This is a genomic window from Pseudomonas mediterranea CFBP 5447, from assembly GCF_000774145.1.
Lineage (GTDB): Bacteria > Pseudomonadota > Gammaproteobacteria > Pseudomonadales > Pseudomonadaceae > Aquipseudomonas > Aquipseudomonas mediterranea.
Window position 1 is genome coordinate 194,748 of the sequence record NZ_KN322985.1, and the last position, 26,076, is coordinate 220,823.

The 26,076-nt window shown below is 62.0% G+C and carries 20 protein-coding genes; 8 read left to right on the top strand and 12 right to left on the bottom strand.

All coding sequences use genetic code 11. The features are described 5' to 3' along the window. Positions 1–78: 78 nt before the first annotated feature. Positions 79–2,745, bottom strand: coding sequence for a DNA gyrase subunit A (gyrA, locus tag N005_RS13160; RefSeq protein ID WP_047701591.1), 2,667 nt, complete (start codon positions 2,743–2,745; stop codon positions 79–81). Between the two features lie 445 nt (positions 2,746–3,190). Then, on the bottom strand, positions 3,191–4,267 hold the full coding sequence (mtnA, locus tag N005_RS13170; protein ID WP_047701593.1) for an S-methyl-5-thioribose-1-phosphate isomerase: 1,077 nt from the start codon (positions 4,265–4,267) through the stop codon (positions 3,191–3,193). Positions 4,268–4,372: 105 nt separating this feature from the next. Here mtnA and N005_RS13175 point away from each other — a divergent pair, with 105 nt between their 5' ends. The 5 genes from N005_RS13175 to N005_RS13195 all read left to right on the top strand — a co-directional run bounded on the left by N005_RS13175 (position 4,373) and on the right by N005_RS13195 (position 9,392). After that, positions 4,373–5,704 carry a TRZ/ATZ family hydrolase gene (locus N005_RS13175; protein WP_047701594.1) on the top strand — a complete coding sequence of 444 codons (1,332 nt, stop codon included), beginning with the start codon at positions 4,373–4,375 and terminating at the stop codon, positions 5,702–5,704. Between the two features lie 62 nt (positions 5,705–5,766). Then, positions 5,767–6,465 (top strand): bifunctional 2-polyprenyl-6-hydroxyphenol methylase/3-demethylubiquinol 3-O-methyltransferase UbiG, encoded by a 699-nt coding sequence (gene ubiG / locus N005_RS13180; RefSeq protein ID WP_024778720.1) that lies wholly within the window; start codon positions 5,767–5,769, stop codon positions 6,463–6,465. A gap of 4 nt (positions 6,466–6,469) precedes the next feature. Beyond that, a complete protein-coding gene (mupP, locus tag N005_RS13185) occupies positions 6,470–7,141 on the top strand; it encodes an N-acetylmuramic acid 6-phosphate phosphatase MupP (RefSeq protein ID WP_047701595.1) in 672 nt (223 codons plus the stop codon). 223 nt (positions 7,142–7,364) lie between these two features. Next, positions 7,365–8,105 (top strand): YciK family oxidoreductase, encoded by a 741-nt coding sequence (locus N005_RS13190; protein ID WP_047701596.1) that lies wholly within the window; start codon positions 7,365–7,367, stop codon positions 8,103–8,105. A 360-nt stretch (positions 8,106–8,465) separates the two neighbouring features. Next, a complete protein-coding gene (locus tag N005_RS13195; protein WP_047701597.1) occupies positions 8,466–9,392 on the top strand; it encodes a GGDEF domain-containing protein in 927 nt (308 codons plus the stop codon). Positions 9,393–9,666: 274 nt separating this feature from the next. Here the strand turns inward: N005_RS13195 and N005_RS13200 are convergent, their stop codons facing one another. From N005_RS13200 to N005_RS13230, 7 genes are all read right to left on the bottom strand, one after another. Further along, positions 9,667–10,437 (bottom strand): iron-containing redox enzyme family protein, encoded by a 771-nt coding sequence (locus N005_RS13200; RefSeq protein WP_236675623.1) that lies wholly within the window; start codon positions 10,435–10,437, stop codon positions 9,667–9,669. 80 nt (positions 10,438–10,517) lie between these two features. After that, complete coding sequence (locus tag N005_RS13205; protein ID WP_047701599.1) at positions 10,518–12,977, bottom strand: EAL domain-containing protein; 2,460 nt, start codon at positions 12,975–12,977, stop codon at positions 10,518–10,520. Between the two features lie 190 nt (positions 12,978–13,167). Beyond that, a complete protein-coding gene (locus tag N005_RS13210; RefSeq protein ID WP_047701600.1) occupies positions 13,168–14,994 on the bottom strand; it encodes an ABC transporter ATP-binding protein in 1,827 nt (608 codons plus the stop codon). Continuing rightward, positions 14,987–15,589 (bottom strand): DsbA family protein, encoded by a 603-nt coding sequence (locus N005_RS13215; RefSeq protein ID WP_174245333.1) that lies wholly within the window; start codon positions 15,587–15,589, stop codon positions 14,987–14,989. The genes N005_RS13210 and N005_RS13215 overlap by 8 nt, the downstream gene beginning before the upstream one ends. Positions 15,590–15,625: 36 nt before the next feature. Next, a complete protein-coding gene (gene trhO, locus N005_RS13220; protein ID WP_047701602.1) occupies positions 15,626–16,567 on the bottom strand; it encodes an oxygen-dependent tRNA uridine(34) hydroxylase TrhO in 942 nt (313 codons plus the stop codon). A gap of 268 nt (positions 16,568–16,835) precedes the next feature. Then, entirely contained in the window at positions 16,836–17,135 is a 300-nt protein-coding gene (locus N005_RS13225; RefSeq protein WP_041024552.1) for a BolA family protein, read from the bottom strand. Positions 17,136–17,147: 12 nt separating this feature from the next. Continuing rightward, entirely contained in the window at positions 17,148–17,675 is a 528-nt protein-coding gene (locus N005_RS13230; RefSeq protein ID WP_047701603.1) for a DUF2059 domain-containing protein, read from the bottom strand. A gap of 192 nt (positions 17,676–17,867) precedes the next feature. Here N005_RS13230 and N005_RS13235 point away from each other — a divergent pair, with 192 nt between their 5' ends. Then, entirely contained in the window at positions 17,868–19,262 is a 1,395-nt protein-coding gene (locus N005_RS13235) for a class II fumarate hydratase (protein ID WP_041024550.1), read from the top strand. 155 nt (positions 19,263–19,417) lie between these two features. Here N005_RS13235 and N005_RS13240 read toward each other — a convergent pair whose 3' ends face one another. Continuing rightward, a complete protein-coding gene (locus N005_RS13240) occupies positions 19,418–20,380 on the bottom strand; it encodes a DMT family transporter (RefSeq protein ID WP_047701604.1) in 963 nt (320 codons plus the stop codon). A 200-nt stretch (positions 20,381–20,580) separates the two neighbouring features. On the opposite strand from N005_RS13240, the gene N005_RS13245 reads away from it, so the two are divergent. After that, positions 20,581–20,778: a DUF6316 family protein gene (locus N005_RS13245; protein ID WP_047701605.1), complete on the top strand. Its 198-nt coding sequence runs from the start codon at positions 20,581–20,583 to the stop codon at positions 20,776–20,778. A gap of 160 nt (positions 20,779–20,938) precedes the next feature. Here the strand turns inward: N005_RS13245 and N005_RS13250 are convergent, their stop codons facing one another. Beyond that, complete coding sequence (locus N005_RS13250) at positions 20,939–22,123, bottom strand: thiolase family protein (protein ID WP_047701606.1); 1,185 nt, start codon at positions 22,121–22,123, stop codon at positions 20,939–20,941. Positions 22,124–22,226: 103 nt separating this feature from the next. Further along, positions 22,227–23,720, bottom strand: a complete 1,494-nt coding sequence (gene pap / locus N005_RS13255) for a polyphosphate:AMP phosphotransferase (protein WP_047701607.1) — start codon at positions 23,718–23,720, stop codon at positions 22,227–22,229. 119 nt (positions 23,721–23,839) lie between these two features. Here pap and mnmC point away from each other — a divergent pair, with 119 nt between their 5' ends. Continuing rightward, on the top strand, positions 23,840–25,828 hold the full coding sequence (mnmC, locus tag N005_RS13260) for a bifunctional tRNA (5-methylaminomethyl-2-thiouridine)(34)-methyltransferase MnmC2/FAD-dependent 5-carboxymethylaminomethyl-2-thiouridine(34) oxidoreductase MnmC1 (protein ID WP_047701608.1): 1,989 nt from the start codon (positions 23,840–23,842) through the stop codon (positions 25,826–25,828). The last annotated feature ends 248 nt before the right edge of the window (positions 25,829–26,076 follow it).

Consider the following 26,076-nt stretch of genomic DNA (forward strand, 5'->3'; position numbering starts at 1 on the left):
TCATGCGCAGTGTCGCAAATTTTCAAAAGGGACAAACAACAAGGGGGCGAATCTTCATCCGCCCCCCTGCGTGTCCGCTTATTCCTGCGGTTCTTCTTCGTCTGCGGCAGCGTCGAGCGATTGATCGTCGCCGGCCATGTCGTCGACATCGGCACCCAGGGTACCGTCGAACGCCACGTCCTCCTCGCCCTCCAGCTCCTCGCCTTCGACTTCCGATGGTTCCTGGACCCGCTCAAGTCCCACCAGCGTTTCATCGCTGGCCAGCTTGATCAGCGTCACGCCCTGGGTGTTACGACCCAGGCTCGACACTTCGTCGACCCGCGTACGCACCAGGGTGCCCTGGTCGGAGATCAGCATGATCTCCTCGCCATCGAGCACCTGGACCGCGCCGACCAGACGACCGTTACGCTCGTTGCTGACCATGGCGATCACGCCCTGGCCGCCACGCTTGTACTCGGGGAATTCGCTGATGGCGGTACGCTTGCCATAACCACGCGCCGAAGCGGTGAGAATCTGGCTGCCTTCTTCGGGGATCAGCATGGAAATCAGCTTCTGGCCTTCCGGCAGGCGCATGCCGCGCACACCGCGGGCGGTACGGCCCATGGCGCGAACGTCGGATTCCTTGAAGCGGGTGACCTTGCCACCGTCGGAGAACAGCATGACCTCACGCTCGCCGTCGGTGATGGCGGCGGAAATCAGCACGTCGCCCTCGTCCAGCTCCAGGGCGATCAGGCCCACGCTGCGCTGGCGACTGAAGGATTCCAGCGGGGTCTTCTTGACGGTGCCGTTGGCGGTCGCCATGAAGATGTAGTGGCCTTCGGTGTATTCCTCGACCGGCAACATGGTGGTGATGTACTCACCGTCGTCCAGCGGCAGCAGGTTGACCAGCGGACGACCGCGGGCAGCGCGGGACGCTTCCGGAATCTCGTAGGTCTTGAGCCAGTACACCTTGCCCTTGCTGGAGAACAGCAGCAGCGTGGTGTGGCTGTTGGCAACCAGCAGGTGGGCGATGTAGTCCTCGTCCTTGACGCCGGTGGCCGACTTGCCTTTGCCACCGCGACGCTGGGCCTGGTAAGCGGCCAGTGGCTGGGTCTTGGCGTAGCCGCCGTGGGAAATGGTCACCACGCGATCTTCTTCCGGGATCATGTCACCCAGGGTCAGGTCCAGGCGCGCATCGAGGATCTCGGTGCGGCGCACGTCGCCGTATTCGGCGCGGATCACTTCCAGCTCTTCGCGGATCACTTCCATCAGGCGCGTGGCGCTGTTGAGGATGCGGATCAGCTCGCCGATCTGGTTGAGGATCTCCTGGTACTCGGCCAGCAGCTTCTCGTGCTCCAGGCCGGTCAGGCGGTGCAGGCGCAGTTCCAGGATGGCTTGCGCCTGTTCCGGGGACAGGAAGTACTTGCCGTCGCGCAGACCGTATTGCGGGTCGAGGTTCTCCGGACGGCAGGAATCGGCGCCGGCACGCTCGACCATGGTCATCACCGCACTGGATTCCCAAGGCGTGCTGACCAGCGCTTCCTTGGCTTCCGACGGCGTCGGCGAGGCCTTGATCAGGGCGATGACCGGGTCGATGTTCGACAGGGCAACGGCCTGGCCTTCCAGGATGTGACCACGCTCACGGGCCTTGCGCAGTTCGAACACGGTGCGGCGGGTGACCACTTCGCGACGGTGACGCACGAAGGCTTCCAGCAGGTCCTTGAGGTTCAGGATCCGCGGACGGCCGTCGATCAGCGCGACAATGTTGATACCGAACACGCTTTGCAGCTGGGTCTGGGCATAGAGGTTGTTGAGGATCACCTCAGGCACTTCGCCACGGCGCAGCTCGATCACGACGCGCATGCCGTCCTTGTCGGACTCGTCCCGCAGCTCGGTGATGCCTTCGAGCTTCTTCTCCTTGACCAGCTCGGCGATCTTCTCGATCAGACGGGCCTTGTTCAGCTGGTATGGGAGTTCGGTGATGACGATCTGCTGGCGGCCACCGACCTTGTCGATGTCCTCGACCGTCGAGCGGGCGCGCATGTAGATGCGGCCGCGACCGGTGCGATAGGCCTCGATGATGCCGGCGCGACCGTTGATGATCGCAGCGGTCGGGAAATCCGGACCCGGGATGTATTGCATCAGCTCATCGACACTCAGCTCGGGGTTGTCGATGAGGGCCAGGCAACCGTCGATGACTTCACCGAGGTTGTGCGGCGGGATGTTGGTTGCCATGCCCACGGCGATACCGCTGGAACCGTTGACCAACAGGTTCGGGATTCGGGTCGGCATGACCGCCGGGATCATTTCGGTGCCGTCGTAGTTCGGCACCCAGTCCACGGTTTCCTTGTGCAGGTCGGCCAGCAGCTCGTGGGCGAGCTTGGTCATGCGCACTTCGGTGTATCGCATGGCCGCGGCGTTGTCGCCGTCCACGGAGCCGAAGTTGCCCTGGCCGTCTACCAGCAGGTAGCGCAGGGAAAATGGCTGCGCCATCCGGACGATGGTGTCGTACACGGCAGTGTCGCCGTGAGGGTGATACTTACCGATCACGTCACCGACGACACGGGCGGATTTCTTGTACGGCTTGTTGAAGTCGTTGCCCAGCTCGCTCATCGCGAACAACACGCGCCGATGCACGGGCTTCAAGCCATCGCGCGCATCCGGCAGCGCCCGCCCGACGATTACGCTCATTGCGTAGTCGAGATAGGACTGTTTCAGCTCGTCTTCGATATTGACCGGGAGGATTTCTTTGGCCAGTTCGCCCATGAGAAGCCTGATTCCTTTTTCTGGTGAAACCTCGTCACATCCAGACGGGACGAACGAAGCTCGCCGCCACAGGACAAGTGCCGTGCAGCGACTTACGACAAATCAACGAGTTATGCCATGGATCTGCGCAGTAAAGACCGCTTCGTGAAGCGGCCCTGGAAACCGCCGGATGTTATCACAAGAGCCGCCACGCACCTATCCCCCAGATGCGCATGGAGCATAGTTAGTTGACCGGTGACAGGCTGGAATGGGACGAGAGGGGCTTAGAAGCGCTGCGACGGAAGAATTTGCGCTCGAATGCAAGAAGATTCATAGGTTTCAAGGACCTCATCGCGAGCAGGCTCGCTCCCACAGGGAGGCTTTGCATACCCGGGATTCCGGGCATGCCCCGATTCCATGTGGGAGCGAGCCTGCTCGCGATGGCGATACACCTGAAAAAACCGTCTTAATGCAGCCGCTTACGACACATCAACTGCGCCATCTTCGCGGTATCCGGGCGCTCGACGCTCCCCTTCTCGGTGACGATGACATCGATCAGGTCCGCCGGCGTGACATCGAACACCGGGTTGAACGCCTCCACCTCCGCGCCGACCCGCTTGCCGCCGACTTCCAGCAGTTCGCGCCCGTCGCGCTCTTCGATCGGGATGTCCTCGCCGCTGGCCAGGTTCATGTCGATGGTCGAACTCGGCGCCACCACCATGAAGCGCACACCGTGATGCATGGCGCAGACCGCCAGTTGATAGGTACCGATCTTGTTCGCCACGTCACCGTTGGCGGTGATACGGTCGGCGCCGACGATCACCCAGGTCACGCCCTTGGTCTTCATGATGTGGGCGGCAGAGGAGTCGGCGTTGAGGGTCACCGGGATGCCCTCGTTGGCCAGTTCCCAGGCCGTGAGGCGCGAACCCTGCAGCCATGGACGGGTTTCGTCGGCGTAGACCCGCTCGACCATCCCTTCGATGAATGCACCGCGAATCACCCCCAGGGCCGTGCCGAAGCCGCCAGTGGCCAGGGCACCGGTGTTGCAATGGGTCAGGATGGCCTGGGCATTGCCCTGATGCTTGCGGATCAGGTCGACGCCGAGCTGGGCCATGGTCAGGTTGGCTTCACGGTCACTTTCGTGAATGGCGATCGCCTCGGCCTCGAGGGCGGCCAGCGGCTCGGCATGCTCTTTCAAGCGCGCCAGCCGGTCACGCATCCGATCCAGGGCCCAGAACAGGTTCACCGCCGTCGGCCGGGACTCGGCCAGCAAAGTGAAGTCAGCCTCCAGCGCCGCGCACCAGTCCCCGCCCTCGGCCACCCTCGCCCGGGCGGCCAGCACCACGCCGTAAGCCGCACTGATGCCGATGGCCGGCGCGCCGCGCACCACCATCGTGCGTATGGCCTCGGCCACACCGGCCGCACTGGTGTAGGCGATCCAGTTTTCCTCGAACGGCAAAACACGCTGATCCAGCAGATACAGGGCGCCATCCCGCCAATCGATGGCCTTCACCTTCTCCGCAGCCAACAGTTGATCGCGCATCCTACACTCCGCACTCTTGAACAAAGCCGCCGATTATAGCGATCCCAGCGTGATGACGCTCGGGTATACTTCGCCATCCTTTATAACCCATGGAACCGATCCACGATGCCCAAGCCCGCCGTTGCGCTCGACTTACTATTGCTGCCGACCTGGTTGGTGCCTGTCGAACCCGCCGGCGTGGTACTCAAGGATCATGGCCTGGGTGTCCGCGACGGTTGCATCGTGTTCATCGGTCCACGGGCCGAAGCCCTGAAATGCGAGGCCACCGAGGTCCGTGAGCTGCCGGGCATGCTGCTCAGCCCTGGCCTGATCAACGCCCACGGCCATGCGGCGATGACACTGTTCCGCGGCCTGGCCGACGACCTGCCCCTGATGACCTGGCTCGAACAACATATCTGGCCGGCCGAGGGCAAATGGGTCGATGAAGACTTCGTGCGCGACGGCACCGACCTGGCGATCGCCGAGCAGATCAAAGGTGGCATCACCTGTTTCTCTGACATGTACTTCTACCCCAAGGTTGCCAGCGAACGCGTCCATAACAGCGGCATCCGTGCGCAAATCGCCATTCCGATCCTCGATTTCCCGATTCCCGGGGCCGCCAGCGCCGACGACGCCATTCGTCAGGGCATCGAATTGTTCGGCGACCTCAAGCACCATCCGCGGATCAAAGTCGCATTCGGCCCGCATGCGCCCTATACCGTGGGCGATGAGAACCTGGAGAAAATCCGCGTGATCGCCGAAGAGCTGGACGCGGCCATTCATATGCATGTTCACGAAACCGCCTTCGAAGTGCAGCAGGCTGTGGATAACACCGCCGAGCGGCCGATTGCTCGCCTCGGACGACTGGGCCTGCTGGGGCCGCGTTTCCAGGCTGTGCACATGACTCAGATCAGCGATGAAGACCTGGCCTTGCTGGTAGAAAGCAATTGCAGCGTGATCCATTGCCCGGAATCGAACCTGAAGCTGGCCAGTGGTTTCTGCCCGGTGGAGCGCTTGTGGCAGGCCGGTGTCAATGTGGCGGTCGGCACCGACGGCGCGGCGAGCAACAACGACCTGGACCTGCTGGGGGAAACCCGCACCGCAGCGCTGTTGGCCAAGGCCGTCGCCGGCTCGGCCACGGCCCTGGATGCCCATCGGGCGTTGCGCATGGCCACGCTCAATGGCGCCCGGGCGCTGGGCATCGAGGCCACCGTCGGCTCCCTGGAAGTCGGCAAGGCCGCCGACCTGGTGGCCTTCGACCTGTCGGGATTGGCCCAGCAACCGATTTACGACCCGGTGTCGCAGCTGATCTACGCCACCGGCCGCGATTGCGTGAAACACCTGTGGGTAGCCGGCAAGCCGCTGCTTGAAGACGGCCGGCTGACCCGCCTGGACGAACAGCAACTGACCGCCACGGCCCAGGCCTGGGGTCGCCGCATCAGCGGTCACGACGAATAACCCTGCCTCTTGAGCCACGGCTCGGGGCCACTGATTTTTTCAAGTTTTTCGAGGATCTGCACATGAGCAACGTCGACCACGCCGAAATCGCCAAATTCGAAGCCCTGGCTCACCGCTGGTGGGACCGCGAAAGCGAGTTCAAGCCGCTGCACGATATCAACCCGCTGCGGGTAAACTGGATCGACGAACGGGTCAACCTGGCTGGCAAGAAGGTGCTCGACGTCGGCTGCGGCGGCGGCATCCTCAGCGAAGCCATGGCCCAGCGCGGCGCAACGGTGATGGGCATCGACATGGGCGAAGCACCGCTTGCGGTGGCGCAGTTGCATCAACTGGAGTCCGGCGTCAGCGTGGAATACCGGCAGATCACCGCCGAAGCCCTGGCCGAGGAAATGCCCGCCCAGTTCGACGTGGTCACCTGCCTGGAAATGCTCGAACACGTGCCGGATCCGTCCTCGGTCATCCGCGCCTGCTTCCGCATGGTCAAGCCCGGCGGCCAGGTGTTCTTCTCCACCATCAACCGCAACCCGAAGGCGTACCTGTTCGCCATCATCGGCGCGGAATACATCATGAAGCTGCTGCCTCGCGGCACCCACGACTTCAAGAAGTTCATCCGTCCTTCCGAGCTGGGCGCCTGGAGCCGTGCGGCCGGGCTGACTGTCAAAGACATCATCGGCCTGACCTACAACCCGCTGACCAAGCACTACAAGCTGGCCGCCGACGTTGACGTCAACTACATGATCCAGACCCTGCGCGAGGAATAAGTCGATGCGTCTCAAAGCGGTTCTCTTCGACATGGACGGCACGCTGCTCGATACCGCGCCGGACTTCATCGCCATCTGCCAGGCCATGCGCGCCGACCGAGGCCTGCCACCGATGAACACGCAGCACATTCGTGACGAAATTTCCGGCGGCGCCCGTGCAATGGTCGCGGTGACCTTCTCCATGGACCCGGAATCCCCGGGCTTCGAGGATCTGCGCCAGGAATTCCTCGATCGCTACCTCAAGGGCTGCGCCGTCCACAGCCATTTGTTCGACGGCATGGCCGAAGTGCTCGCCGACATCGAAGCCGCCAACCTGATCTGGGGAGTGGTCACCAACAAACCGGTGCGCTTCGCCGAGCCGATCATGCAGCAGCTGGGCCTGGCCGAGCGCTCGAAGGTGCTGATCTGCCCGGATCATGTGAAAAACAGCAAGCCGGATCCGGAGCCGCTGGTCCTGGCCTGCAAAATGCTCGACCTGGACCCGGCCAGCGTGCTGTTCGTGGGCGACGACCTGCGTGACATCGAGTCCGGGCGCAGCGCCGGCACCAAGACCTGCGCGGTGACATACGGCTACATCCATCCGGATGACAACCCCAAGCACTGGGGCGCGGATGTGGTGATCGATCACCCGCTGGCGCTGCGCGAAGTGCTGGATAACGCGCTGTGCAGTTGTTGAGCTGATCCGGATACCGCTCCTGTGGCAAGGGGGGAGCAACTGCTTTTGTGGCGAGGGAGCTTGCTCCCGCCGGACCGCGAAGCGGGCCCGCCTTTTTGCGATTGCTGTGCAATCGAGCGGGAGCAAGCTCCCTCGCCACAAAAGCAGTAACCTCCTCGCCATCAAAGCTCTGTCTCTGTTCGTCGCCACCACTACCGTGCCGCTCTAAACTGTTGAGGTTTTTATGTTTGATTATTCCGCCCGCCCCGACCTGCTCAACGGCCGGGTCATCCTGGTCACCGGCGCCGGTCGTGGCATTGGCGCCGCTGCCGCCAAGGCCTATGCCGCCCACGGCGCCACCGTGCTGCTGCTGGGCAAGACCGAAGCCAACCTGACCCAGGTCTACGATGAAATCGAAGCGGACGGCCATCCGCAGCCGGCGGTGATTCCCTTCAACCTCGAAACCGCCCTACCCCATCAATACGACGAACTGGCGGCCATGATCGAAACCGAATTCGGTCATCTGGACGGCCTGCTGCACAACGCTTCGATCATCGGCCCGCGCACGCCGCTGGAACAACTGTCCGGCGAGAATTTCATGCGAGTGATGCAAGTGAACGTCAACGCCATGTTCATGCTCACCAGCACCTTGCTGCCACTGCTCAAGCTGTCCACGGATGCGTCCGTGGTGTTCACCTCAAGCAGTGTCGGCCGCAAGGGCCGGGCGTATTGGGGTGCCTATGGCGTGTCCAAGTTCGCCACCGAAGGACTGATGCAGACCCTGGCCGACGAAGTCGATACCGTCGCGCCGATGCGGGCCAACAGCATCAACCCCGGCGCCACCCGCACCAGTATGCGCGCCCAGGCCTATCCGGGAGAAAACCCGCTCAATAATCCGACGCCAGAAGAGATCATGCCGGTCTATCTGTATTTGATGGGGCCGGACAGCAAAGGCGTCAACGGCCAGGCCTTCAACGCACAGTAAGCGCTCGCCCCCACGTTGCGGCGGTTTACCGTCGCGACGCTCGAATCCTTCGATAGCCAGCCAGACGAACCGCCAAAGCCATGTCGCGCAATTTCCGCGTGATATTCGCGATTCTTTTCACTTCATTGATTTGCAATGGATTTTTTTGAAGTGAACGGACTGGCACGACTTTCGCTCTAACCCTGCTAAACACGCCATGTCCGGCGGGTAACGGAGGTTGATACGAGGCCTGCGTCAGCCAAGGAAAGCAGACTAGACTCAAATCAGCGTCCTACGGGACTGACGGGCCAGTACGACACGTAGCCCAAAGCCAACTCACCCAGCCTGCCAGGACAGATTTTGCTTAGGGGCTTACGCCAAATGAAAACGCCCATCCAGACCAACGCGATTGATTTCGACAGCGCCAAACTGCAGCGCCTGGGCCTCGGTCAACCGTCACCGCTCGTCGCGCGGTCCGTCAGTCTTTCGCAGCTGCGTCAGCAATTGAGTCAGCAATTGCAGACCAGTCTGGAACCGCAGCGGATTCTGGGTCTGTTTTTCCGTGAAGTTCAACGACTGGTGCCACTGGATGCGCTGGCCTATCAGCACAAGCCCAGCGACTTGCGGCTGGAGTTCGGTCAGCGCGGGCATCATCTGCTCAGCTACAACCTCAGCCATGAAGACGAACAACTGGGCGAACTGGTGTTTCGTCGCAATCAGCGCTTCAGCGATGCGGAGCAGAGTGATCTCGAATCAGTGATGTCCTCCCTGCTGTTTCCACTGCGCAACGCCCTGCTCTACCGCGCCGCGACCCAGAGCGCCCTGCGCGATCCGTTGACCGGGACCGGCAACCGGATCGCCATGGACCAGGTCATGGAGCGGGAAATCGACATGGCCAGGCGTCACATGCAACCACTGTCGTTGCTGATGCTCGACATCGATCATTTCAAGCGCATCAACGACACCTACGGCCATGGTGCCGGCGATGAGGTGCTCAAGGCCGTTGCCGAGTCGATTAAGGATCAATTACGCAACGTGGATATGGTGTTCAGGTTTGGCGGCGAGGAGTTCCTGATCCTGCTTTCCAATACCAGCCGGGAAGCCGCTGCCACGATTGGCGAGCGACTGCGCTATGCAGCCCAATTGCAGGATTATTTCGCTGCCGGTGCCAGGATCGAGCTGACAGTCAGCCTCGGCTGCGCGACGCTGCTGCCGGGTGAATCCGTGGAAAGCCTGCTGCGCCGGGTCGACAGCGCGTTGTATGTGGCCAAGCGCGAAGGACGGAACCGGTTGGAGATGGCGGGCTGAATGAAAGCGAGCGCAATCGGATATTGACCGAACCTCTGTGGGAGCGAGCCTGCTCGCGATAGCGGAGGGTCAGCTTGCACTGATGCTGGAAATACCGACGCCTTCGCGAGCAGGCTCGCTCCCACAGGGGATTTGAGGCGAATCAAAATTGAGTAGTCATCCAAACCAAATGTGGGACGAGCCTGCTCGCGATAGCGCTCCAACAGCCAACCTCCCCGTTGACGGTCCGAGCATTTCGCGGAGCAGACTCGCCCCCACATCGGTCAACTAGGCATCAACTCCCGGCCAGCGCCAGGCGCTCGCGGGGGGATGCCGATTTTTCGGTCACCTCCGACTGTTCCAGTTGCATGCAGCGCTCCAGGAACAGGTACATGTAGTCGTAGCTCTTGCACACGGCCTGACGCAGTTCGGCCTGCAGAGCCTTGCTCGGATTCATGCCCGCCAGCGTGCAGATGATTTCCAGCGCTTCCCACGGATGGGCATCGTCGTACTGGGCATGCATCTTCAGCCATTTCATGGCGCGCTTGCGGTCTTCTTCGGCGAAGGCCGCCGCGTAAACGCCGCTGGAACACACCACCGCCGACCACTCACCGGTCGCGCCTTCAATGGCATAGTTGGTCGCCGCGATGGCCACGATCAGCGAGTCCGAAGAGCTGGTATGCCAGCACCAGTGGCTCAATGCGTGGAGTTCGGGCGGTACCTGCTGTGCTTGCAGGTCCTCAAGCGTCACGCCGTGGGCGGCGCTCCAGTTCACCCAGTAGTCGGCGTGATTGAGTTCGACACGGATGTTGCGCATCAGCCAACGCCGGGCCATATCCTCGCCGGGATGGCGGGCAAAGCGGGTCTTGGTGAGGTTCTGTGCCATGTATAAAGCGAACTGTTCAACGACCGGCCAACCACCGATGAGGTAGTGGCGCATGGTCTTGGCGCTGAGCTTGTTGTCGCGCATGCGTTGATACAGCTCGTGTTCGACAACCCGGCGCTTGCTCTCGCCGCAATCGGCAATGAGCTGCTGTGCCCATTGTGGATAGCTTTTGGCGTCCATGAGCGGGCCTGTTCGGTTGAATGTGTCGATCACTGTCGGGCTCCTTTTGATTGTGATTTTTTTCTGGATCAACAAGAGGCTCAGCGGAACGTGCCGGGGGCCTTGAATAACAACGGCTGGGGCCGGGCCGGCCTGCACTGCAACGTGTCACAGGTAAACAACTGCGGGCGCTCGATGACATACCCTTGAGCGTAATCCACTCCAATCTCCAGCAATGCCTGCTCGATCTGGGCAGTTTCCACAAACTCGGCAATGGTGCGCTTACCCATGACGTGGCCGATGTGGTTGATCACTTCGACCATTGCACGGTTAATCGGGTCGTCCAGCATATCCTTTACGAAACTCCCGTCGATCTTCAGGAAGTCTACAGGTAAATGTTTCAGGTAAGCGAATGAAGACATTCCGGCGCAAAAATCATCCAGCGAAAAGTAACAACCCAAGCTCTTGAGTTCATTGATAAAGCGAATGGCACTGCCCAAATTCGAAATAGCGCTGGTCTCTGTAATTTCAAAACAAATCATTTCCGGCGGAATCGAATAGGCTGCGAACTGTTTACGCAGGAAGTCGAGGAACGCCTGATCTCCGATAGTCGTGCCTGACAGATTGATCGCACACATGGCCAAGGGGCCCTGCCGCGACTCGTTCAGGCACTGGCGGACGATCTTGAAGACATTCTCCACCACCCAACGGTCCAGGGACGTCATCAGGCCATAGCGTTCCGCCGCAGGGATGAAACTGTCCGGCAGAATCATCCGCCCGGCCTCATCGTGCAGGCGCAACAGGATCTCAATGTGCCCGCCACCGTGCTCGCCCGGACCCAGCGCGGCGATTTCCTGGGCATAAAGGCAGAAGCGATTTTCCTCCAGGGCCATGTGCAAGCGCTGGACCCAGGCCATCTCACCGAAACGCAGGGACAGCTCCGAATCGTCTGCATGGTAGACCTGGACTCGGTTGCGCCCCTTCTCCTTGGCCATGTAGCAAGCCATGTCGGCGGCGCGCAGGGACGCCTCCAGGGTCGTCGGGTTCTGGGCGATGTGCACCAGGCCGATGCTCACGGTGGTCACGAACGGCCGGCCTTTCCAGACGAAGTGCAGGTTCTGCACGGTCTGGCGCAGGCCTTCGGCGATCTTCTCCGCCGCCTCCGGTGAACAATTTTCCAGCAAGATACCGAACTCATCCCCGCCCAACCGGGCCAGGGTGTCGTTTTCCCGCAGGCCCGATTGCAGCAACGCGCAGATGTGTCGCAACAATTCGTCACCCGCCGCGTGGCCGCAGGTATCGTTGACCAGCTTGAACTGGTCCAGGTCGAGGAACATCAAGGCATGGCGCCCGGCCTGGCGCGTCAGGTTATGCAGGGCCTGTTCGAGCCGGTATTCGAATTCCCGGCGGTTCGCCAGGCCGGTGAGCGCGTCATGGGTGGCCTGCCACGACAGGTTGGCAATGTACTGGCGCTCCTGGGTCATGTCGTGCAGGACCAGTACGGCGCCGCTGACCTTGCCTGCATGGCGGATCGGCGCCCCCACCAGGGTCACCGACACAGTACTGCCATCCAGGCGCTGGATCAGTTTGGAATGTTCGCTGCCGCCACCGAGCCGGCCGCTGAGAATGTGCTCGATCAGCGTCAGGCCTTCGGTCTGGGCATTGTCGTCGAGCAGATTGAACAACGCGGCCAGGGGCAGTCCGGTGGCATGCTCGGCCTTCCAGTGGGTCATCGCCTCGGCAGCGGGATTCATGTAGGCAATCGCACCTTCGACGTCGGTGGTGATGACGCCGTCGCCGATGGATTGCAAGGTGATCTGCGCCCGTTCCTTCTCCAGTTGCAAAGCGTTGGCGAACACCTGACGTTGGGCCAGCAACTTGTGGGTACGCAACAAGGCCAGGACGATGAGCCCCAGCGCTGTGGCGAAGTTGGTCACCAGCAACAGGCGCAGGATAAAACGCGATCCCTCCCCCAGCGCGTCGCTGAAAGCCTTGGCTGCCGGGGTGACGGAGTCGTTGATGGCAAAGATCTGCGCCTTCCAGCCGCGGACGTCGGTTTCTGAAACAGTTCCTTCGGTAATGCTGTCGTGCATCTGCCGGGCAACGTTATCCAACTCGATCAGATAGCCGTCGCCTACCGTCCAGAGATCGATGGCTTCCTCCAGGTAACTGAAATGACGGAAATTCAGATACAGCCAGATCAGGCTGGACACGTCGTCCGGGTGGTTTCCCCCCTGGAGGATGCCCGCCCGTGCCGCCTCCAGGTCCGGGGGCTGGCGATCCAGCGCCACCCGCAGGTCATGCCCGCCCTCGGGCACGGCAATGGCTTGCTGATATTTGCGGAAAATCGCCTCGTCACGGCTGTCGGCATAGAGGTTGAGGTAGTAAATGGCGTCTTTCTGCCCCTTGGACCAGAGGCTTTCCCCCGCGACATAGCCGCGAACGGCCGACAATACATAGAGGCTGACGCCCCCAAGCAATGCCTGAAATAGCACAACGGCAATGAAGGGCCAGACGATGCCCAACAACCGAGGCGTTCCGAGAGTCCGCTTTTGCTTCATGAGGTCCCTTGCACAGGCATTACCAATGAGCACCCGGGAGAAATCCGCTTCTGATTCCAGAGCCTAGGCCAGTTTTCGCTCCTTGGAACGGCTGGATCCAAGGAGCGACAGGCTTTGGATGGAAATTCGAAGAAATCGGGGGCGTTTGGCTGATTTTTTTGGATACTAAGCGCAGAAAATCACAGGAAACTCAAGGCTGCTGTATCTGTTGCAAATGACCGTAGAGTCGAGCGTACAGGCCACCCTCGGCGATCAACTGCAAATGGTCGCCGTCTTCGGCGATTTGCCCCCCGTCGAACACCAATACCCGATCCGCCTGTTTCACGGCTGATAACCGGTGGGCGATGATCAACGTGGTGCGCCCGCTCAGGAAATGTGACAGGGCCTGATGAAGGTTGTACTCGGTGGCGGCGTCCAGTGCGGAGGTCGCTTCGTCGAGTATCACCACCCGCGGCTCGGCCAATACCATGCGGGCAATGGCCAGGCGTTGACGCTGCCCGCCGGACAGCCGCACCCCGGCACGCCCGACCACACTCTCCAGCCCCTGGGGCAACGCGCGCACCGTGGTATCGAGCTGGGCGATGGTCAATGCCCGCCAACAGGCCTCGTCACTGCAGTCGCGGCCCATGGAGAGGTTGGCCCGCACCGTGTCGTTGAACAAGGCAGGATGCTGCAGCACCACCGCGACATTTTCCCGGATGGTTTCCAGGCCGATTTCCTGTTGGGTGGCGCCGCCAAACCGGATGCTGCCCGACTGCGGCGTATACAGGCCCAGCAACAGCTGCACCAAGGTGCTCTTGCCGCCACCGCTGGCACCGACGATGGCGACCTTTTCGCCGGGGGAGATGGTCAGGTTCAACTGGTCGAGCACCAGTTCATCGCTATAGCCGAAGCTCAAGCCCTGGATGTCGATGCCCACGGTATCGCGGCCCTTGAACGGGTCGACACCGCCGCTGTACTGCGGCTCGTCGGCCCGGGCCAGGAGTTCGTTGATCCGGCTCAACGCACCGCCGGCCGCGTAATAGGCGTACTGAAGATTCAACAGCTGTTCCACCGGACCGATCATGAACCAGAGGTAGCTGAACACCGCCAGCATCTGGCCGATGGACAGGTCGGAGAACAGCACGGTGAGCATCGCCGCCGCACGGAAGATGTCGATGCCGAACTGGAACAGCAAGCCACTGGCGCGGCCCGACGCATCGCTTTTCCACTGGGAACTGACCGCATAGTCACGCACCTCCCGGGCGCGCTGGCCCAGGCGGCCGAGGAAAAATCCCTGGCGGTTACCGGCACGCACCTCCTGGATCGCATCCAGGGTTTCGGTCAATGCCTGGGTGAAGCGCGAGGTGCTATCGTTCTCGAGCTTCTTGAGGTGCTTGACCCGCTTGCCCAACTGCACCGTGGCGTAGATCACCAGCGGATTGAACAGCAGGATCAGCAGCGCCAGTTTCCAGTGCATCCACATCAGGATGCCAGCGGTGCCCACCAACGTCAGCATTGCTACCAGGAAACGGCTGAGGGTTTCGCCGACGAATTTATCGAGGGTGTCCAGGTCGGTGACCAGGTGCGCGGCCACGGTACCGCTGCCCAGGCTTTCGTATTCCCCCAGGGAAATCCGTTTGAGGCGCTCGATCAGGCGGATACGGATGCGATAGACGATGTCTTTGGCGAGCCTGGCGAACAAGCGCGCTTGCAGCACGTTGAACAGCAACGCGCCGCACCGAAGGGTCAAGGTTGCCAGCAACATCAACCCGATATAGCCGGCAGCCGTCTGCCAAGCCGTCGGCAAGGCGTGGTTCATCACTTTCAAGGCGGCGTCGCCCCGCCCCAGCAGTACTTCGTCCACCAACAATGGCAACAGCAAGGGGATCGGCACGCTGCACAGCGTCGCCAGCACGGCCACGCCGTTGGCTATCCACAGGGCTTTCTTGTGTTTGAGGGCCAGGCGACGGATTTCCGCCCAGCTCAATCGATCGACGCGCTGTGGCTCCGAGGCGCCATCCGGCAGGTCAGGCACAGGCCGCACGCTCCAGCCAGCGGCCAAGCAATGGAGACAGTTGGCCCAGGGGCTGGTAACCGTTGGTCAGCAGGGCCAATTGGCCGTCGCGCTCGGCCAGCAGCGTGGGGAAACCGGCAATGCCGAGATCCTGCACCCAAGTGAAATCCGCGGCAGTGGCCGCATGCTGCTCGGCGCTGTCGAACGCCGCGGCAAACTCGATGCGTGGCAGGCCGGCCTGTTCCGCCAGCTCCACCAGGACGCTGGCATGGGTCACGTCGCGACCCTGCTCATAAAAAGCCTGTTGAATCAGTTTCAGCAGCTTCCAGGCCAAATCCGGCGCCAAGCTCCGGGCCGTCACCAGCGCCCGGCAGGCTGGCTCGGTGTCATAGACGAAACCGTCCGGCAGCGCGCCCTCCAGCTTGAACGGCTGGCCGGTGGCCTGGGTGACAGCTTGCCAATGCTCGAGGATGTAACGCCGGGTTGTGGGCTCCAGGGACGAGCCGCTGCCCGTACGCAAACCGCCCACCACCAGGTGCAGTTCCACGCCCTGGGCCTGCGCCTGCTCGACCAATGCTTCGGCTACCGGCGCGAAGCCCCAGCACCAGGAACACATCGGGTCCATGACATACAGCAGGCGTGGCGGCATGGTTCAGGCCTCGGAGGATGATTGCTTGTAGTTGTAGCCGATCGGGTGCGGCATGTTGCGGGCCTTGGCCAATTCGATCTGCTTTTGCCGGTCGATGGCGCTGCGGCGGGTCTTCTCGCTCAGCTTGTCCCAGCAATGCGGGCAACTGATGCCAGGCACGTAGTGCTCCGAAGCGCGATCTTCCACGCTCACCGGTGTACGGCACGCATGACATTGATCGTAGTCGCCTTCGCTGAGATCGTGGCGAACGGTCACGCGGTTATCGAACACAAAGCAGTCGCCGCGCCATTTGGTTTGTTCCTGGGGGACTTCTTCGAGGTATTTCAGGATGCCACCCTTGAGGTGGAAGACCTCGTCGAAGCCCTGGCTGAGCATGTAGCTGGACGCTTTCTCACAACGGATGCCACCGGTGCAGAACATCGCGACTTTCTTGTGCTTGGCCGGATCGAAGTTGGCCTTGATGTAGTCGGGGAATTCGCGAAAGCTGGCGGTCTTGGGATCGATTGCGCCTTCGAATGTCCCGATGGACACTTCGTAATCGTTGCGGGTATCGATCAACAGCACTTCCGGATCGCTGATCAGCGCGTTCCAGTCCTGGGGTTCGACATAGGTGCCGACCTGCTTGTTCGGATCCACGCCCTCGACGCCGAGGGTGACGATTTCCTTCTTGAGCTTGACCTTGGTGCGGTAGAACGGCTGCTCGTCGCAGTACGACTCCTTGTGATCGATGTCGATCATGCGCGGATCGTTCTTGAGCCAGGCCAGCAAGCCGTCGATGCCTTCGCGGGTACCGGAGACCGTGCCGTTGATGCCTTCTTCGGCGATCAGCAGGGTGCCTTTGATACCGTTATCGAGCATCGCCTTGAGCAAGGGCTCACGCAGCTCGACGTAATCTTCCAGGGTGACGAACTTATACAGTGCCGCCACGACAATGGGTTGTGTCATGGGTATTTCTCCAGGTGGCTACCCTCGTAAGGGGTGAACCGGATGCAAAAAAAAACGCGCCGGGTCAGCGGCGCGTTGCGGATTCTAGCAAAAACACGGTGGCTTTAGGAGCGCACCTGTGGCTTGAGAAGCACACCTGTGGCGAGGGAGCTTGCTCCCGCTCGGCGGCGAAGCCGTCGTCTGGACTTTCCCGGAATGTCCCAGGGGACCGCTTCACGGTCCAGCGGGAGCAAGCTCCCTCGCCACAAAAGCTTCCTCCCCACAATGATCAGTGCTTGCTGCCACCGGCACAGGTCGGCGAAGCCGGTGCGGCATCAATCTGTGCCCATTCTTCGGGGGTGTAGGTGTGCAGCGCCAACGCATGGAATTCGCCCATCAGCTCACCCAGCGTGCCGTAGACCTTCTGGTGGCGCTTGACCCGATTGAGCCCCTCGAACTGCCGGCTCACCACCACCGCCTTGAAGTGGGTCTGCAGCCCACGGCTGTGCATGTGGCTTTCATCCAGCACTTGCAGGTGCTCGGGCTGCAGAAGACCGAGTGTCGATTCGATGCGTTGTTGCATGCTCATTCCAGGCTCCGCTTACGGCTTTTTCTTGGCTGGGGCAGGCGCAGCGGATTTCGGCTCGAGCTCGGCGGTCATGTCCGCCAGCAGCTTGTTGACCACCGGCACCGCGCTTTCCAGCTTGGCCTGGGTCAGTTGGGCCGACTGTTGGGTCAGTTGGGGCATTTTTTCCAGGACTTTCTTGCCCAGCGGCGACTGATAGAAAGCCACCAGGTCCTTGAGCTCCGACTCGCTGAAGTTGGTGGTGTAGAGCTGGACCATGTCCGGCTTGAGCTTGTTCCAGCCGATGGCCTGGTCAAGCGCGGCGTTGGCCTTGGCCTGGTAGGTTTCCAGGGTGGCTTTCTTCGACTCGGGAGCCTTGGTCTGTTCGAAGCGCTGGGCAAACATCTGCTGCACCTGCATGTACACCGGGGTGCCCAGCTTGTCGGCGTGTGCCAGGGTCAGGAACGCTTCGGCGCTGGCTTTGTGACTGGCGGTATCGGCGAGAACAGGGCCGCTGGCACACACCAGAGCAACTGCGGTACAGATGGCGCGAAGACGGGTCATCGAGTTTCCTTATCTAACTGGCGAGGTAAAACCCCAAGGGCGACCATTCTGCGCCTAAAAAACGCCAGGCCTCAACCCCGGTGCTTGCCGGTCCCGATTGACGGACCGAACCGACCACTCCTAGATTGACGGAACCGGTACCGCCCGACAGGGCCTAAACTGCGCATTCAGACCTATCAGGAGTTTGACCCAATGAGCCGTATCGAAACCGACAGCCTTGGCCAGGTTGAAGTCCCGGAGGACGCCTACTGGGGCGCCCAGACACAGCGTTCCATGATCAACTTCGCCATCGGTAACGAACGCATGCCGCTGTCGGTGCTGCATGCCCTGGCACTGATCAAGAAAGCCGCCGCGCGGGTCAACGACCGCAACGGCGACTTGCCCGCCGACATCGCCCGGCTGATCGAACAGGCCGCCGACGAAGTGCTGGACGGCCAGCATGACGACCAATTTCCGCTGGTGGTCTGGCAGACCGGCAGCGGCACCCAGAGCAACATGAACGTCAACGAGGTGATCGCCGGGCGTGCCAACGAGCTGGCAGGCAACCCCCGCGGCGGCAAGACCCCGGTGCACCCCAACGATCACGTCAACCGCTCCCAGAGCTCCAACGACTGCTTCCCTACCGCCATGCACATCGCCGCGGTGCAGGCCGTCCACAAGCAATTGTTGCCGGCCATCAGCGAACTGTCCGGCGGGCTGGCGGAGCTGGCGGCGCGCCACCTGAAACTGGTCAAGACCGGCCGCACCCACATGATGGATGCCACGCCGATCACCTTCGGCCAGGAACTGTCAGCCTTCATTGCCCAGCTCGACTACGCCGAACGGGCGATCCGTGCCGCGCTGCCGGCGGTCTGCGAACTGGCCCAGGGCGGCACGGCCGTCGGCACCGGGCTGAATTCGCCCCACGGTTTCGGCGAAGCGATTGCCGCAGAACTGGCGGCGCTGTCCGGTCTGCCGTTCGTCACCGCGCCGAACAAGTTTGCGGCGCTGGCGGGGCACGAGCCCCTGACCACACTGTCCGGCGCGCTGAAAACCCTGGCCGTGACCTTGATGAAAATCGCCAATGACCTGCGCCTGCTGGGCTCCGGACCGCGGGCCGGCTTCGCCGAAGTAAAATTGCCGGCCAACGAGCCGGGCAGTTCCATCATGCCCGGCAAGGTCAACCCGACCCAGTGCGAAGCCTTGTCGATGCTGGCCTGCCAGGTCATGGGCAACGACGTGACCATCGGTTTTGCCGCCAGCCAGGGCCATTTGCAATTGAATGTGTTCAAGCCAGTGATCATCCATAACCTGCTGCAATCGATCCGCCTGCTGGCCGACGGCTGCAGCAACTTCCAGCAGCACTGCATCGCCGGGCTCGAACCCGATGGCGAACAGATGGCGGCGCACCTGGAACGTGGGTTGATGCTGGTGACGGCGTTGAACCCGCATATTGGCTACGACAAGTCCGCCGAGATCGCCAAGAAGGCCTACAGCGAAGGGCTGACGCTGCGCGAAGCTGCGTTGCAGCTGGGTTATCTGACCGACGAAGAGTTCGATGCCTGGGTGCGGCCGGAAAACATGCTGGAGGCCGGGAGCCAGGGCTGAATCCTGGTTGACAGGGAGTGAGCCTTCGCGAGCAGGCTCGCTCCCACAAGGGATCCCGGTCGAACCCGGGATTTGCATACGCTGAAGATCCAATGTGGGAGCGAGCCTGCTCGCGATGAGGTCGGTCGACTCACATCACTGCCACCAGCAGGCCGCTACCGCTCCACAGCCAACCGCTCACGCCGGGCCCTGAGCCCGGCAATCAGCGAAGGCCCCAACGCCACCAGCGCTGACCCCAATACGACCAGTACCGCCCCGCCATACCCCAACAGATTGATCTGTTCGGCATGCACATAGTCGGGCCACCACCAGGCAGCCACGGCTACCGCAGCGAAAGTCACCAGCGGCGTAATCGCCAGCGTCGCACTGACCCGCGAGGCTTCCCAGTGGGCCAGGGCTTCGGCAAATGCGCCATAGGCAATCAGGGTGTTCAGGCAACAGGCAAACAACAGCCAGCCTTGCAGAGGGCTCAGTTGCAGCGCTTCCAACGGGTGGGCCCATGGCGTGAGCAGCAACGCGCAGAACAGGTAGATCACCATCATCACCTGCAACGAATTCCACACCGTCAACAACTGCTTCTGGCCCAGGGCGTAGAACGTCCAGACAGCCGACGCCAGCAACACCATCAAGACCCCGGCGGTGTATTGGCTCAGCGAGGTCAGCAACTCAGCGAGGCGCTGGTTGAAAAACAGCGTGAAACCGATCAGCAACACCAGCAGGCCAATCCCCTGCCCCAGGCTGAAACGTTCCTTGAACACAAAGAGGCTGGCGACCAGCAGCAGGATCGGCCCCATCTGCACCACCAGTTGCGCGGTGCCGGGGCTCAAGCGATTCAGGCCCATCAGGTACAGCACATAGTTGCCTACCAGCCCCAGCACCGCCATCGCCACCAGCCAGCCACCCCGCGGACCGAGCACCTTGCGGCTGGGCAGGCGTCGGGTGGTTGCCAGATAGATGAACAGCAAGCCGCCGGACACCAGCAAGCGAAACCAGGTCACCGTGACCGGGTCCATCACCTGTAACACCTGCTTGAGCTTGATCGGCAGGATTCCCCACAACAGGGCGGTCAACAGGGCGAGGAACAGGCCATAGACCCAGCGACCGGACGAAATGTGCATGCAATCCCCGAGGCTCAAGAAAAGAGCGACTATTCTAGTGGGAGATGGCTTGGCGACACAGGGACAGTTACGCACTAACAGTTCAAAGGTCGTTCGCGAAAGCAGAGATGGCACATTGCCGCCCATCGGCTGGCCAAGCGCCAGTTGATGCCAACGAATAAACTTCACTCAACCGATTTTTAAAGTTTCTTGGAGTCTCCATGCTTGGCAAACGCGCCCAGGACCTCACCCCTGCGATGGTCTTTCCCAGTGACCGGATCTGCCGGATAAACGGTGAATTTTATTTCAGTACCCGGGAAGGCACCCAGGAAGGACCGTTTGCCAGCCGTGAAGCCGCGGAGCAAGAGGTCGCGGCGTACATCGAGCGGATGCAAAAGGCGCTTGAGATCGCCAGCTGACAAGGCTCCGCAAAACTGTGGCGAGGGGATTTATCCCCGCTGGGGCGCGAAGCGCCCCTAAAACCAGGCAACTCGGTGGGTCAGACTGCTTGAGTCAACGGCGGTGGGGCTGCTACGCAGCCCAGCGGGGATAAATCCCCTCGCCACAAAAGCCCTCAGGTCATCTGACCGCCTCGAACAACCCCGTCGCCCCCATCCCGCCGCCCACGCACATGGTCACGATGCCATAGCGCAGGTTGCGCCGTTGCAGCTCCCGCACCAAGTGGCCGACCTGGCGCGAGCCGGTCATGCCGAACGGATGGCCGATGGCAATCGAGCCGCCGTTGACGTTGTATTTCTCATTATCGATTTCCAGGCGATCGCGGCTGTACAGGCACTGGGACGCGAACGCCTCGTTGAGCTCCCACACATCGATATCGGCGATCCGCAAGCCCTTGGCCTTAAGCAGTTTCGGCACTGAAAACACCGGACCGATGCCCATTTCGTCCGGCGCGCAACCGGCCACGGTGAAACCGCGAAAAAACGCCTTGGGCTTGAGTCCCAGCGCCAGGGCTTTTTCCAGGCTCATCACCAGGGTCATCGAGGCGCCGTCGGACAATTGCGATGAGTTGCCCGCCGTCACCGAACCGTCTTCGGCAAACACCGGCTTCAGCCCGGCCAGGCTTTCGTAGGTGGTGTCCGGGCGGTTGCAATCGTCGCGGTCGACCACGCCGTCAAGAATCTGCACCGCACCGGTGTTCTTATCCTCCATCTTGTACTTGACCGCCATCGGTACGATCTCGTCATCGAACAGCCCGGCCGCCTGGGCCCGGGCAGTCCGTTGCTGGCTCTGCAAGGCGTAGCGGTCCTGTGCTTCGCGGCTGACCTGGTAACGGCGGGCGACGATCTCGGCGGTCTGGCCCATGGGGAAATAGATCCCCGGTACCTGTTCCTTGAGCAGCGGGTTGATCAGGTTGTCGGTGTTGACGCTTTTCATCGTCAGGCTGATGGACTCCACGCCACCGGCAACGATGATGTCGCTGCAACCGGAGGCAATCTGGTTGGCGGCAATGGCGATGGCCTGCAGGCCCGAGGAACAGAAGCGGTTGAGGGTCATGCCGGCGGTGCCGATGCCCAGTCGGGAGAGCACCGCCACGTTACGGCCGATGTTGTAGCCCTGGGCACCCTCGTTGGAGCCGGCACCGACGATGCAGTCTTCGACACTGGCCGGGTCGATGTCATTGCGCGTCAACAGCGCATTGACGCAATGGGCCGCCATGTCGTCCGGGCGGGTCATGTTGAACTTGCCGCGAAACGACTTGGCCAGGCCAGTCCGTACGCTGTCGACGATCACTACTTCTCGCATGGCGGTTCCTCATTGTTGTAGACGGTCAAGAATGGATCGAGCATAAATCCACTCCATAACCCGCCGCGACAATCATTCACCCCGCATATGCGTCTTCATCGCGCTACTTCCTGCTGCGCTTGAACGCGGCCTCCAGCGCCTCGTTGAGGGTGCGCAATACCTTGACCCGGGCCCAGCGCTTGTCATTGGCTTCGACCAGGGTCCAGGGGGATATTTCAGTACTCGTGCGGTCGACCATGTCGCACACCGCCGCCCGATAGGCATCCCACTTGTCACGGTTGCGCCAGTCGTCCTCGGTGATCTTGAAGCGCTTGAAGGGGATTTCCTCGCGCTCCTGGAAGCGCTCGAGCTGAGTCTCCTTGTCGATGGCCAGCCAGAACTTGACCACCACCACACCGGCGTCGGCAATCTGCTCTTCGAAATCATTGATCTCGCCATAGGCCCGCAGCCAGTCGGCCCGACTGCAGAAGCCTTCGACCCGCTCCACCAATACCCGGCCGTACCAGGAGCGGTCGAATACAGTGAATTTGCCCCGCGCCGGAATATGCCGCCAGAACCGCCACATGTAGGGATGAGCACGCTCTTCTTCAGTGGGCGCGGCAATCGGCACGATGCTGTACTGGCGTGGATCGAGCGCCGCCGCGACCCGCCGGATCGCCCCGCCCTTGCCCGCCGCATCGTTGCCTTCGAACACCGCCACCAGGGCGTGCCGGCGCATGCGCTTGTCCCGCAGCAAGCCGGCAAACCGGGCCTGCTCGGTGATCAGTTGTTCCTCATAGTCGTCCTTGTCCAGCCGCAGGGTCATGTCCAGGCTGTCGATCAAGGTCACCTGGTCATCCAATGCCGGCAGCGGTGCCACGCTGACCTTTTCCGGCTTGATCTTCGGTCGATCCAGCGCCTGGCGCATGCCTTCGAGCAGGATCCTGCCGACCGTGAGGCTGCGATAACAGGTGTCCACGCCCTCGATCACATGCCACGGCGCGTAATCGCGACTGGTCCGGCGCAGTACCCGCTCGCCGTACTTGACGAACTTGTCGTAGGTCTGGGATTGCTGCCAGTCCAGCGGACTGATGCGCCAACTGTGCAACGGGTCATCCTTGAGCCCCTTGAGCCGGGCTTTCATCTGCTTCTTGGACAGATGGAACCAGAACTTGAAGATCAGCGCGCCTTCATCGCAGAGCATTTTTTCCAGGCGCTCGGCGGCATTGATCGCCTGGTCGAGCCGAGGGTCCTTGAACTCGCCGTGGACCCGGCCCTGTAGCATCTGGCTGTACCAGTTGCCGAAGAAAATCCCCATGCGCCCCTTGGCCGGCAACATCCGCCAATAACGCCAGGCCGGCGGCCGCGCCAGCTCTTCATCGGTCTGCTGATCGAAGGTGCGCACTTCGATCAGCCGCGGGTCCATCCACTCGTTGAGCAACTTCACCGTCTCGCCCTTGCCCGCGCCCTCGATACCGTTGATCAGCACGATGACCGGGAAACGGCTCTGCTGATGCAACTCGAACTGGGCTTCGAGCAGCGCCTCACGCAGTGCCGGCACTTCGGCCTCAAAGGTGTCTTTATCGATGGCGTGACCGATTTCGGCGGATTCGAACATAGGCAGCTCCTTCTGGGATTGGGGCAAGACTAGCGGATTGGATGCCGCGATGTGTAGGAGCTCCTGCGCAGTTACCAGCCTCGGGCTAGAATAGCGTCCCGGAATTCACCGAGCCCGCCATGCCCGCCATACAGCACCACGCCCAACTCGATTGGGATGACCAGGGTCTGCCCCGTTCCCGGGTGTTCGACGATGTGTATTTCTCCGACCAATCGGGGCTGGAAGAAACCCGCTATGTGTTCCTTGAGCAGAACAACCTGGCCGAGCGCTTCGCTGCGCTGCCGGACCATGGGCGGCTGGTGATCGGCGAGACCGGGTTCGGCACCGGATTGAATTTCCTCTGTGCCTGGCAGTTGTTCGAACAATGCGCGCCTGCCGGGGCGCGACTGCATTTTGTCAGTGTCGAAAAATACCCCCTGAGCCCGCAAGACCTGCGCCGGGCCCTTGCCCTGTGGCCGTCACTCAAGCTTCAGGCCGATCAGTTGCTGGGGCAGTACATTGCGATCCATCAAGGTTTCCAGCGCCTGACGCTGGCGGGCGGACGGGTGACCCTGACCTTGATGATCGGCGACGCCCTGGAGCAGTTGCCGCAACTGGACGGACACATCGACGCCTGGTTCCTGGATGGCTTCGCACCGGCCAAGAACCCCGACATGTGGACCGCCGAGCTGTTCGCCGAACTGGCCCGGCTGGCGGCGCCCGGGGCCACCCTGAGTACCTTCACCAGCACCGGTTGGGTGCGGCGATTGTTGAATGCGGCGGGCTTCAAGATGAAGCGCACGCCGGGTATCGGGCATAAATGGGAAATCCTACGGGGCGTATTCCTTGGCTGGCCGGAATCACAGGAGCAGGCTGCTCCCGTTCCGGCAAAACCCTGGTACGCCCGCCCCGCGCCGCTCACCGGCGAGCGCCGGGCCCTGGTGATCGGCGGTGGACTGGCCGGTTGCGCCAGCGCGGCGAGCCTCGCGGCCCGCGGCTGGCAGGTGACCTTGCTGGAACGGCATGCCGGGTTGGCCGAGGAAGCGTCCGGCAACCCCCAGGGGGTGTTGTACCTCAAGCTGTCCGCCCACGGCACGGCGTTGTCGCAAATGATCCTCAGCGGTTTCGGCTACACCCGGCGCTTGCTGGAACATCTGCAAAAGGGCATGGATTGGGACGGCTGCGGTGTCTTGCAGTTGGCCTTCAACCACAAGGAAGCCGAACGCCAGGCGCAACTGGCCGCGGCGTTCCCGCCTGATTTGTTGCGCACACTGGAGCAACCCGAAGCCGAAGCGCTGTCCGGCATCGGCCTGGCCTGTGGCGGTCTGTTCTACCCGGAAGGGGGTTGGGTGCATCCGCCGGCGCTGTGCCGCTGGCAGGCCTCGGACCCGTTGGTCGAAGTGTTGCCCCATCATGAAGTGCTGGATCTGCGTCGCGTCGATGGCCAGTGGCAAGCCTGGGATGGTGAGCGCTGCCTGGCCAGCGCACCGGTGGCGATCCTGGCCAGCGCCGCCGAGATCAAACGTTTCGAAGCGGCCGCCGAGTTGCCCCTCAAGCGCATACGCGGACAAATCACCCGCCTGTCGCAGACCGACCGCAGCCAGGTCCTGCGCACGGTGGTCTGCGCCGAGGGCTACGTGGCCCCGCCGCGAATGGGCGAACATACGCTGGGCGCCAGTTTCGACTTCAAGAGCGCTGACTTGACGCCCACCGCCGCCGAACATGCCGGCAATTTGCAAATGCTCGAAGAAATCTCTCTCGACCTGGTGGACCGCCTGGACGCCGGCAACCTGGTTCCGGAACAGCTCGAAGGCCGTGCGGCGTTCCGTTGCACCAGCCCGGACTACTTACCGATTGTCGGTCCGGTGGCGGACAACCGGGCATTTACCGAGGCGTATCAAGCCCTGAGCAAAGATGCCCGTCAGGTCCCCGACACCCCCTGCCCCTGGCTCGATGGCCTGTACGTCAACAGCGGCCACGGCTCCCGCGGCCTGATCACCGCGCCGCTGTCCGGCGAACTGATCGCCGCCTGGCTGGACAACGAACCCCTGCCATTGCCCCGAAGCGTGGCCGAGGCCTGCCATCCGAACCGGTTTGCGCTGCGGACATTGATTCGCGGCAAGGCCTGACGCGACCTCAATGCCCACCACCAAACCTGTGGGAGCGAGCCTGCTCGCGATGGCAGTGGATCGGCTGACTTTAACGTTGACCATGCCGCCGCCATCGCGAGCACGCTCGCTCCCACATGGGCCAAGCGACACCCCGCCAAGCCGTGCCCGCCGGTCGGCTTATAACGCATCGATCTAAAACTCACGGCAATCCCACCGGTCAGTTCCAGGGTACCCGCCATTTCGGCGCCCCCCTCCCCAACGGAAAA

What these genes read in the sequence shown, in the direction of transcription:
- N005_RS13230 (WP_047701603.1), bottom strand. Translation starts at nt 17,675, where the DNA reads ATGACCCGTCTTCGCGCCATCTGTACCGCAGTTGCTCTGGTGTGTGCC.
- gyrA (WP_047701591.1), bottom strand. Translation starts at nt 2,745, where the DNA reads ATGGGCGAACTGGCCAAAGAAATCCTCCCGGTCAATATCGAAGACGAG.
- N005_RS13225 (WP_041024552.1), bottom strand. Translation starts at nt 17,135, where the DNA reads ATGAGCATGCAACAACGCATCGAATCGACACTCGGTCTTCTGCAGCCC.
- N005_RS13240 (WP_047701604.1), bottom strand. Translation starts at nt 20,380, where the DNA reads ATGCACATTTCGTCCGGTCGCTGGGTCTATGGCCTGTTCCTCGCCCTG.
- N005_RS13235 (WP_041024550.1), top strand. Translation starts at nt 17,868, where the DNA reads ATGAGCCGTATCGAAACCGACAGCCTTGGCCAGGTTGAAGTCCCGGAG.
- mupP (WP_047701595.1), top strand. Translation starts at nt 6,470, where the DNA reads ATGCGTCTCAAAGCGGTTCTCTTCGACATGGACGGCACGCTGCTCGAT.
- trhO (WP_047701602.1), bottom strand. Translation starts at nt 16,567, where the DNA reads ATGACACAACCCATTGTCGTGGCGGCACTGTATAAGTTCGTCACCCTG.
- pap (WP_047701607.1), bottom strand. Translation starts at nt 23,720, where the DNA reads ATGTTCGAATCCGCCGAAATCGGTCACGCCATCGATAAAGACACCTTT.
- N005_RS13195 (WP_047701597.1), top strand. Translation starts at nt 8,466, where the DNA reads ATGAAAACGCCCATCCAGACCAACGCGATTGATTTCGACAGCGCCAAA.
- mtnA (WP_047701593.1), bottom strand. Translation starts at nt 4,267, where the DNA reads ATGCGCGATCAACTGTTGGCTGCGGAGAAGGTGAAGGCCATCGATTGG.
- N005_RS13215 (WP_174245333.1), bottom strand. Translation starts at nt 15,589, where the DNA reads ATGTGTTCCTGGTGCTGGGGCTTCGCGCCGGTAGCCGAAGCATTGGTC.
- N005_RS13175 (WP_047701594.1), top strand. Translation starts at nt 4,373, where the DNA reads ATGCCCAAGCCCGCCGTTGCGCTCGACTTACTATTGCTGCCGACCTGG.
- N005_RS13190 (WP_047701596.1), top strand. Translation starts at nt 7,365, where the DNA reads ATGTTTGATTATTCCGCCCGCCCCGACCTGCTCAACGGCCGGGTCATC.
- N005_RS13200 (WP_236675623.1), bottom strand. Translation starts at nt 10,437, where the DNA reads ATGGACGCCAAAAGCTATCCACAATGGGCACAGCAGCTCATTGCCGAT.
- N005_RS13250 (WP_047701606.1), bottom strand. Translation starts at nt 22,123, where the DNA reads ATGCGAGAAGTAGTGATCGTCGACAGCGTACGGACTGGCCTGGCCAAG.
- mnmC (WP_047701608.1), top strand. Translation starts at nt 23,840, where the DNA reads ATGCCCGCCATACAGCACCACGCCCAACTCGATTGGGATGACCAGGGT.
- ubiG (WP_024778720.1), top strand. Translation starts at nt 5,767, where the DNA reads ATGAGCAACGTCGACCACGCCGAAATCGCCAAATTCGAAGCCCTGGCT.
- N005_RS13205 (WP_047701599.1), bottom strand. Translation starts at nt 12,977, where the DNA reads ATGAAGCAAAAGCGGACTCTCGGAACGCCTCGGTTGTTGGGCATCGTC.
- N005_RS13245 (WP_047701605.1), top strand. Translation starts at nt 20,581, where the DNA reads ATGCTTGGCAAACGCGCCCAGGACCTCACCCCTGCGATGGTCTTTCCC.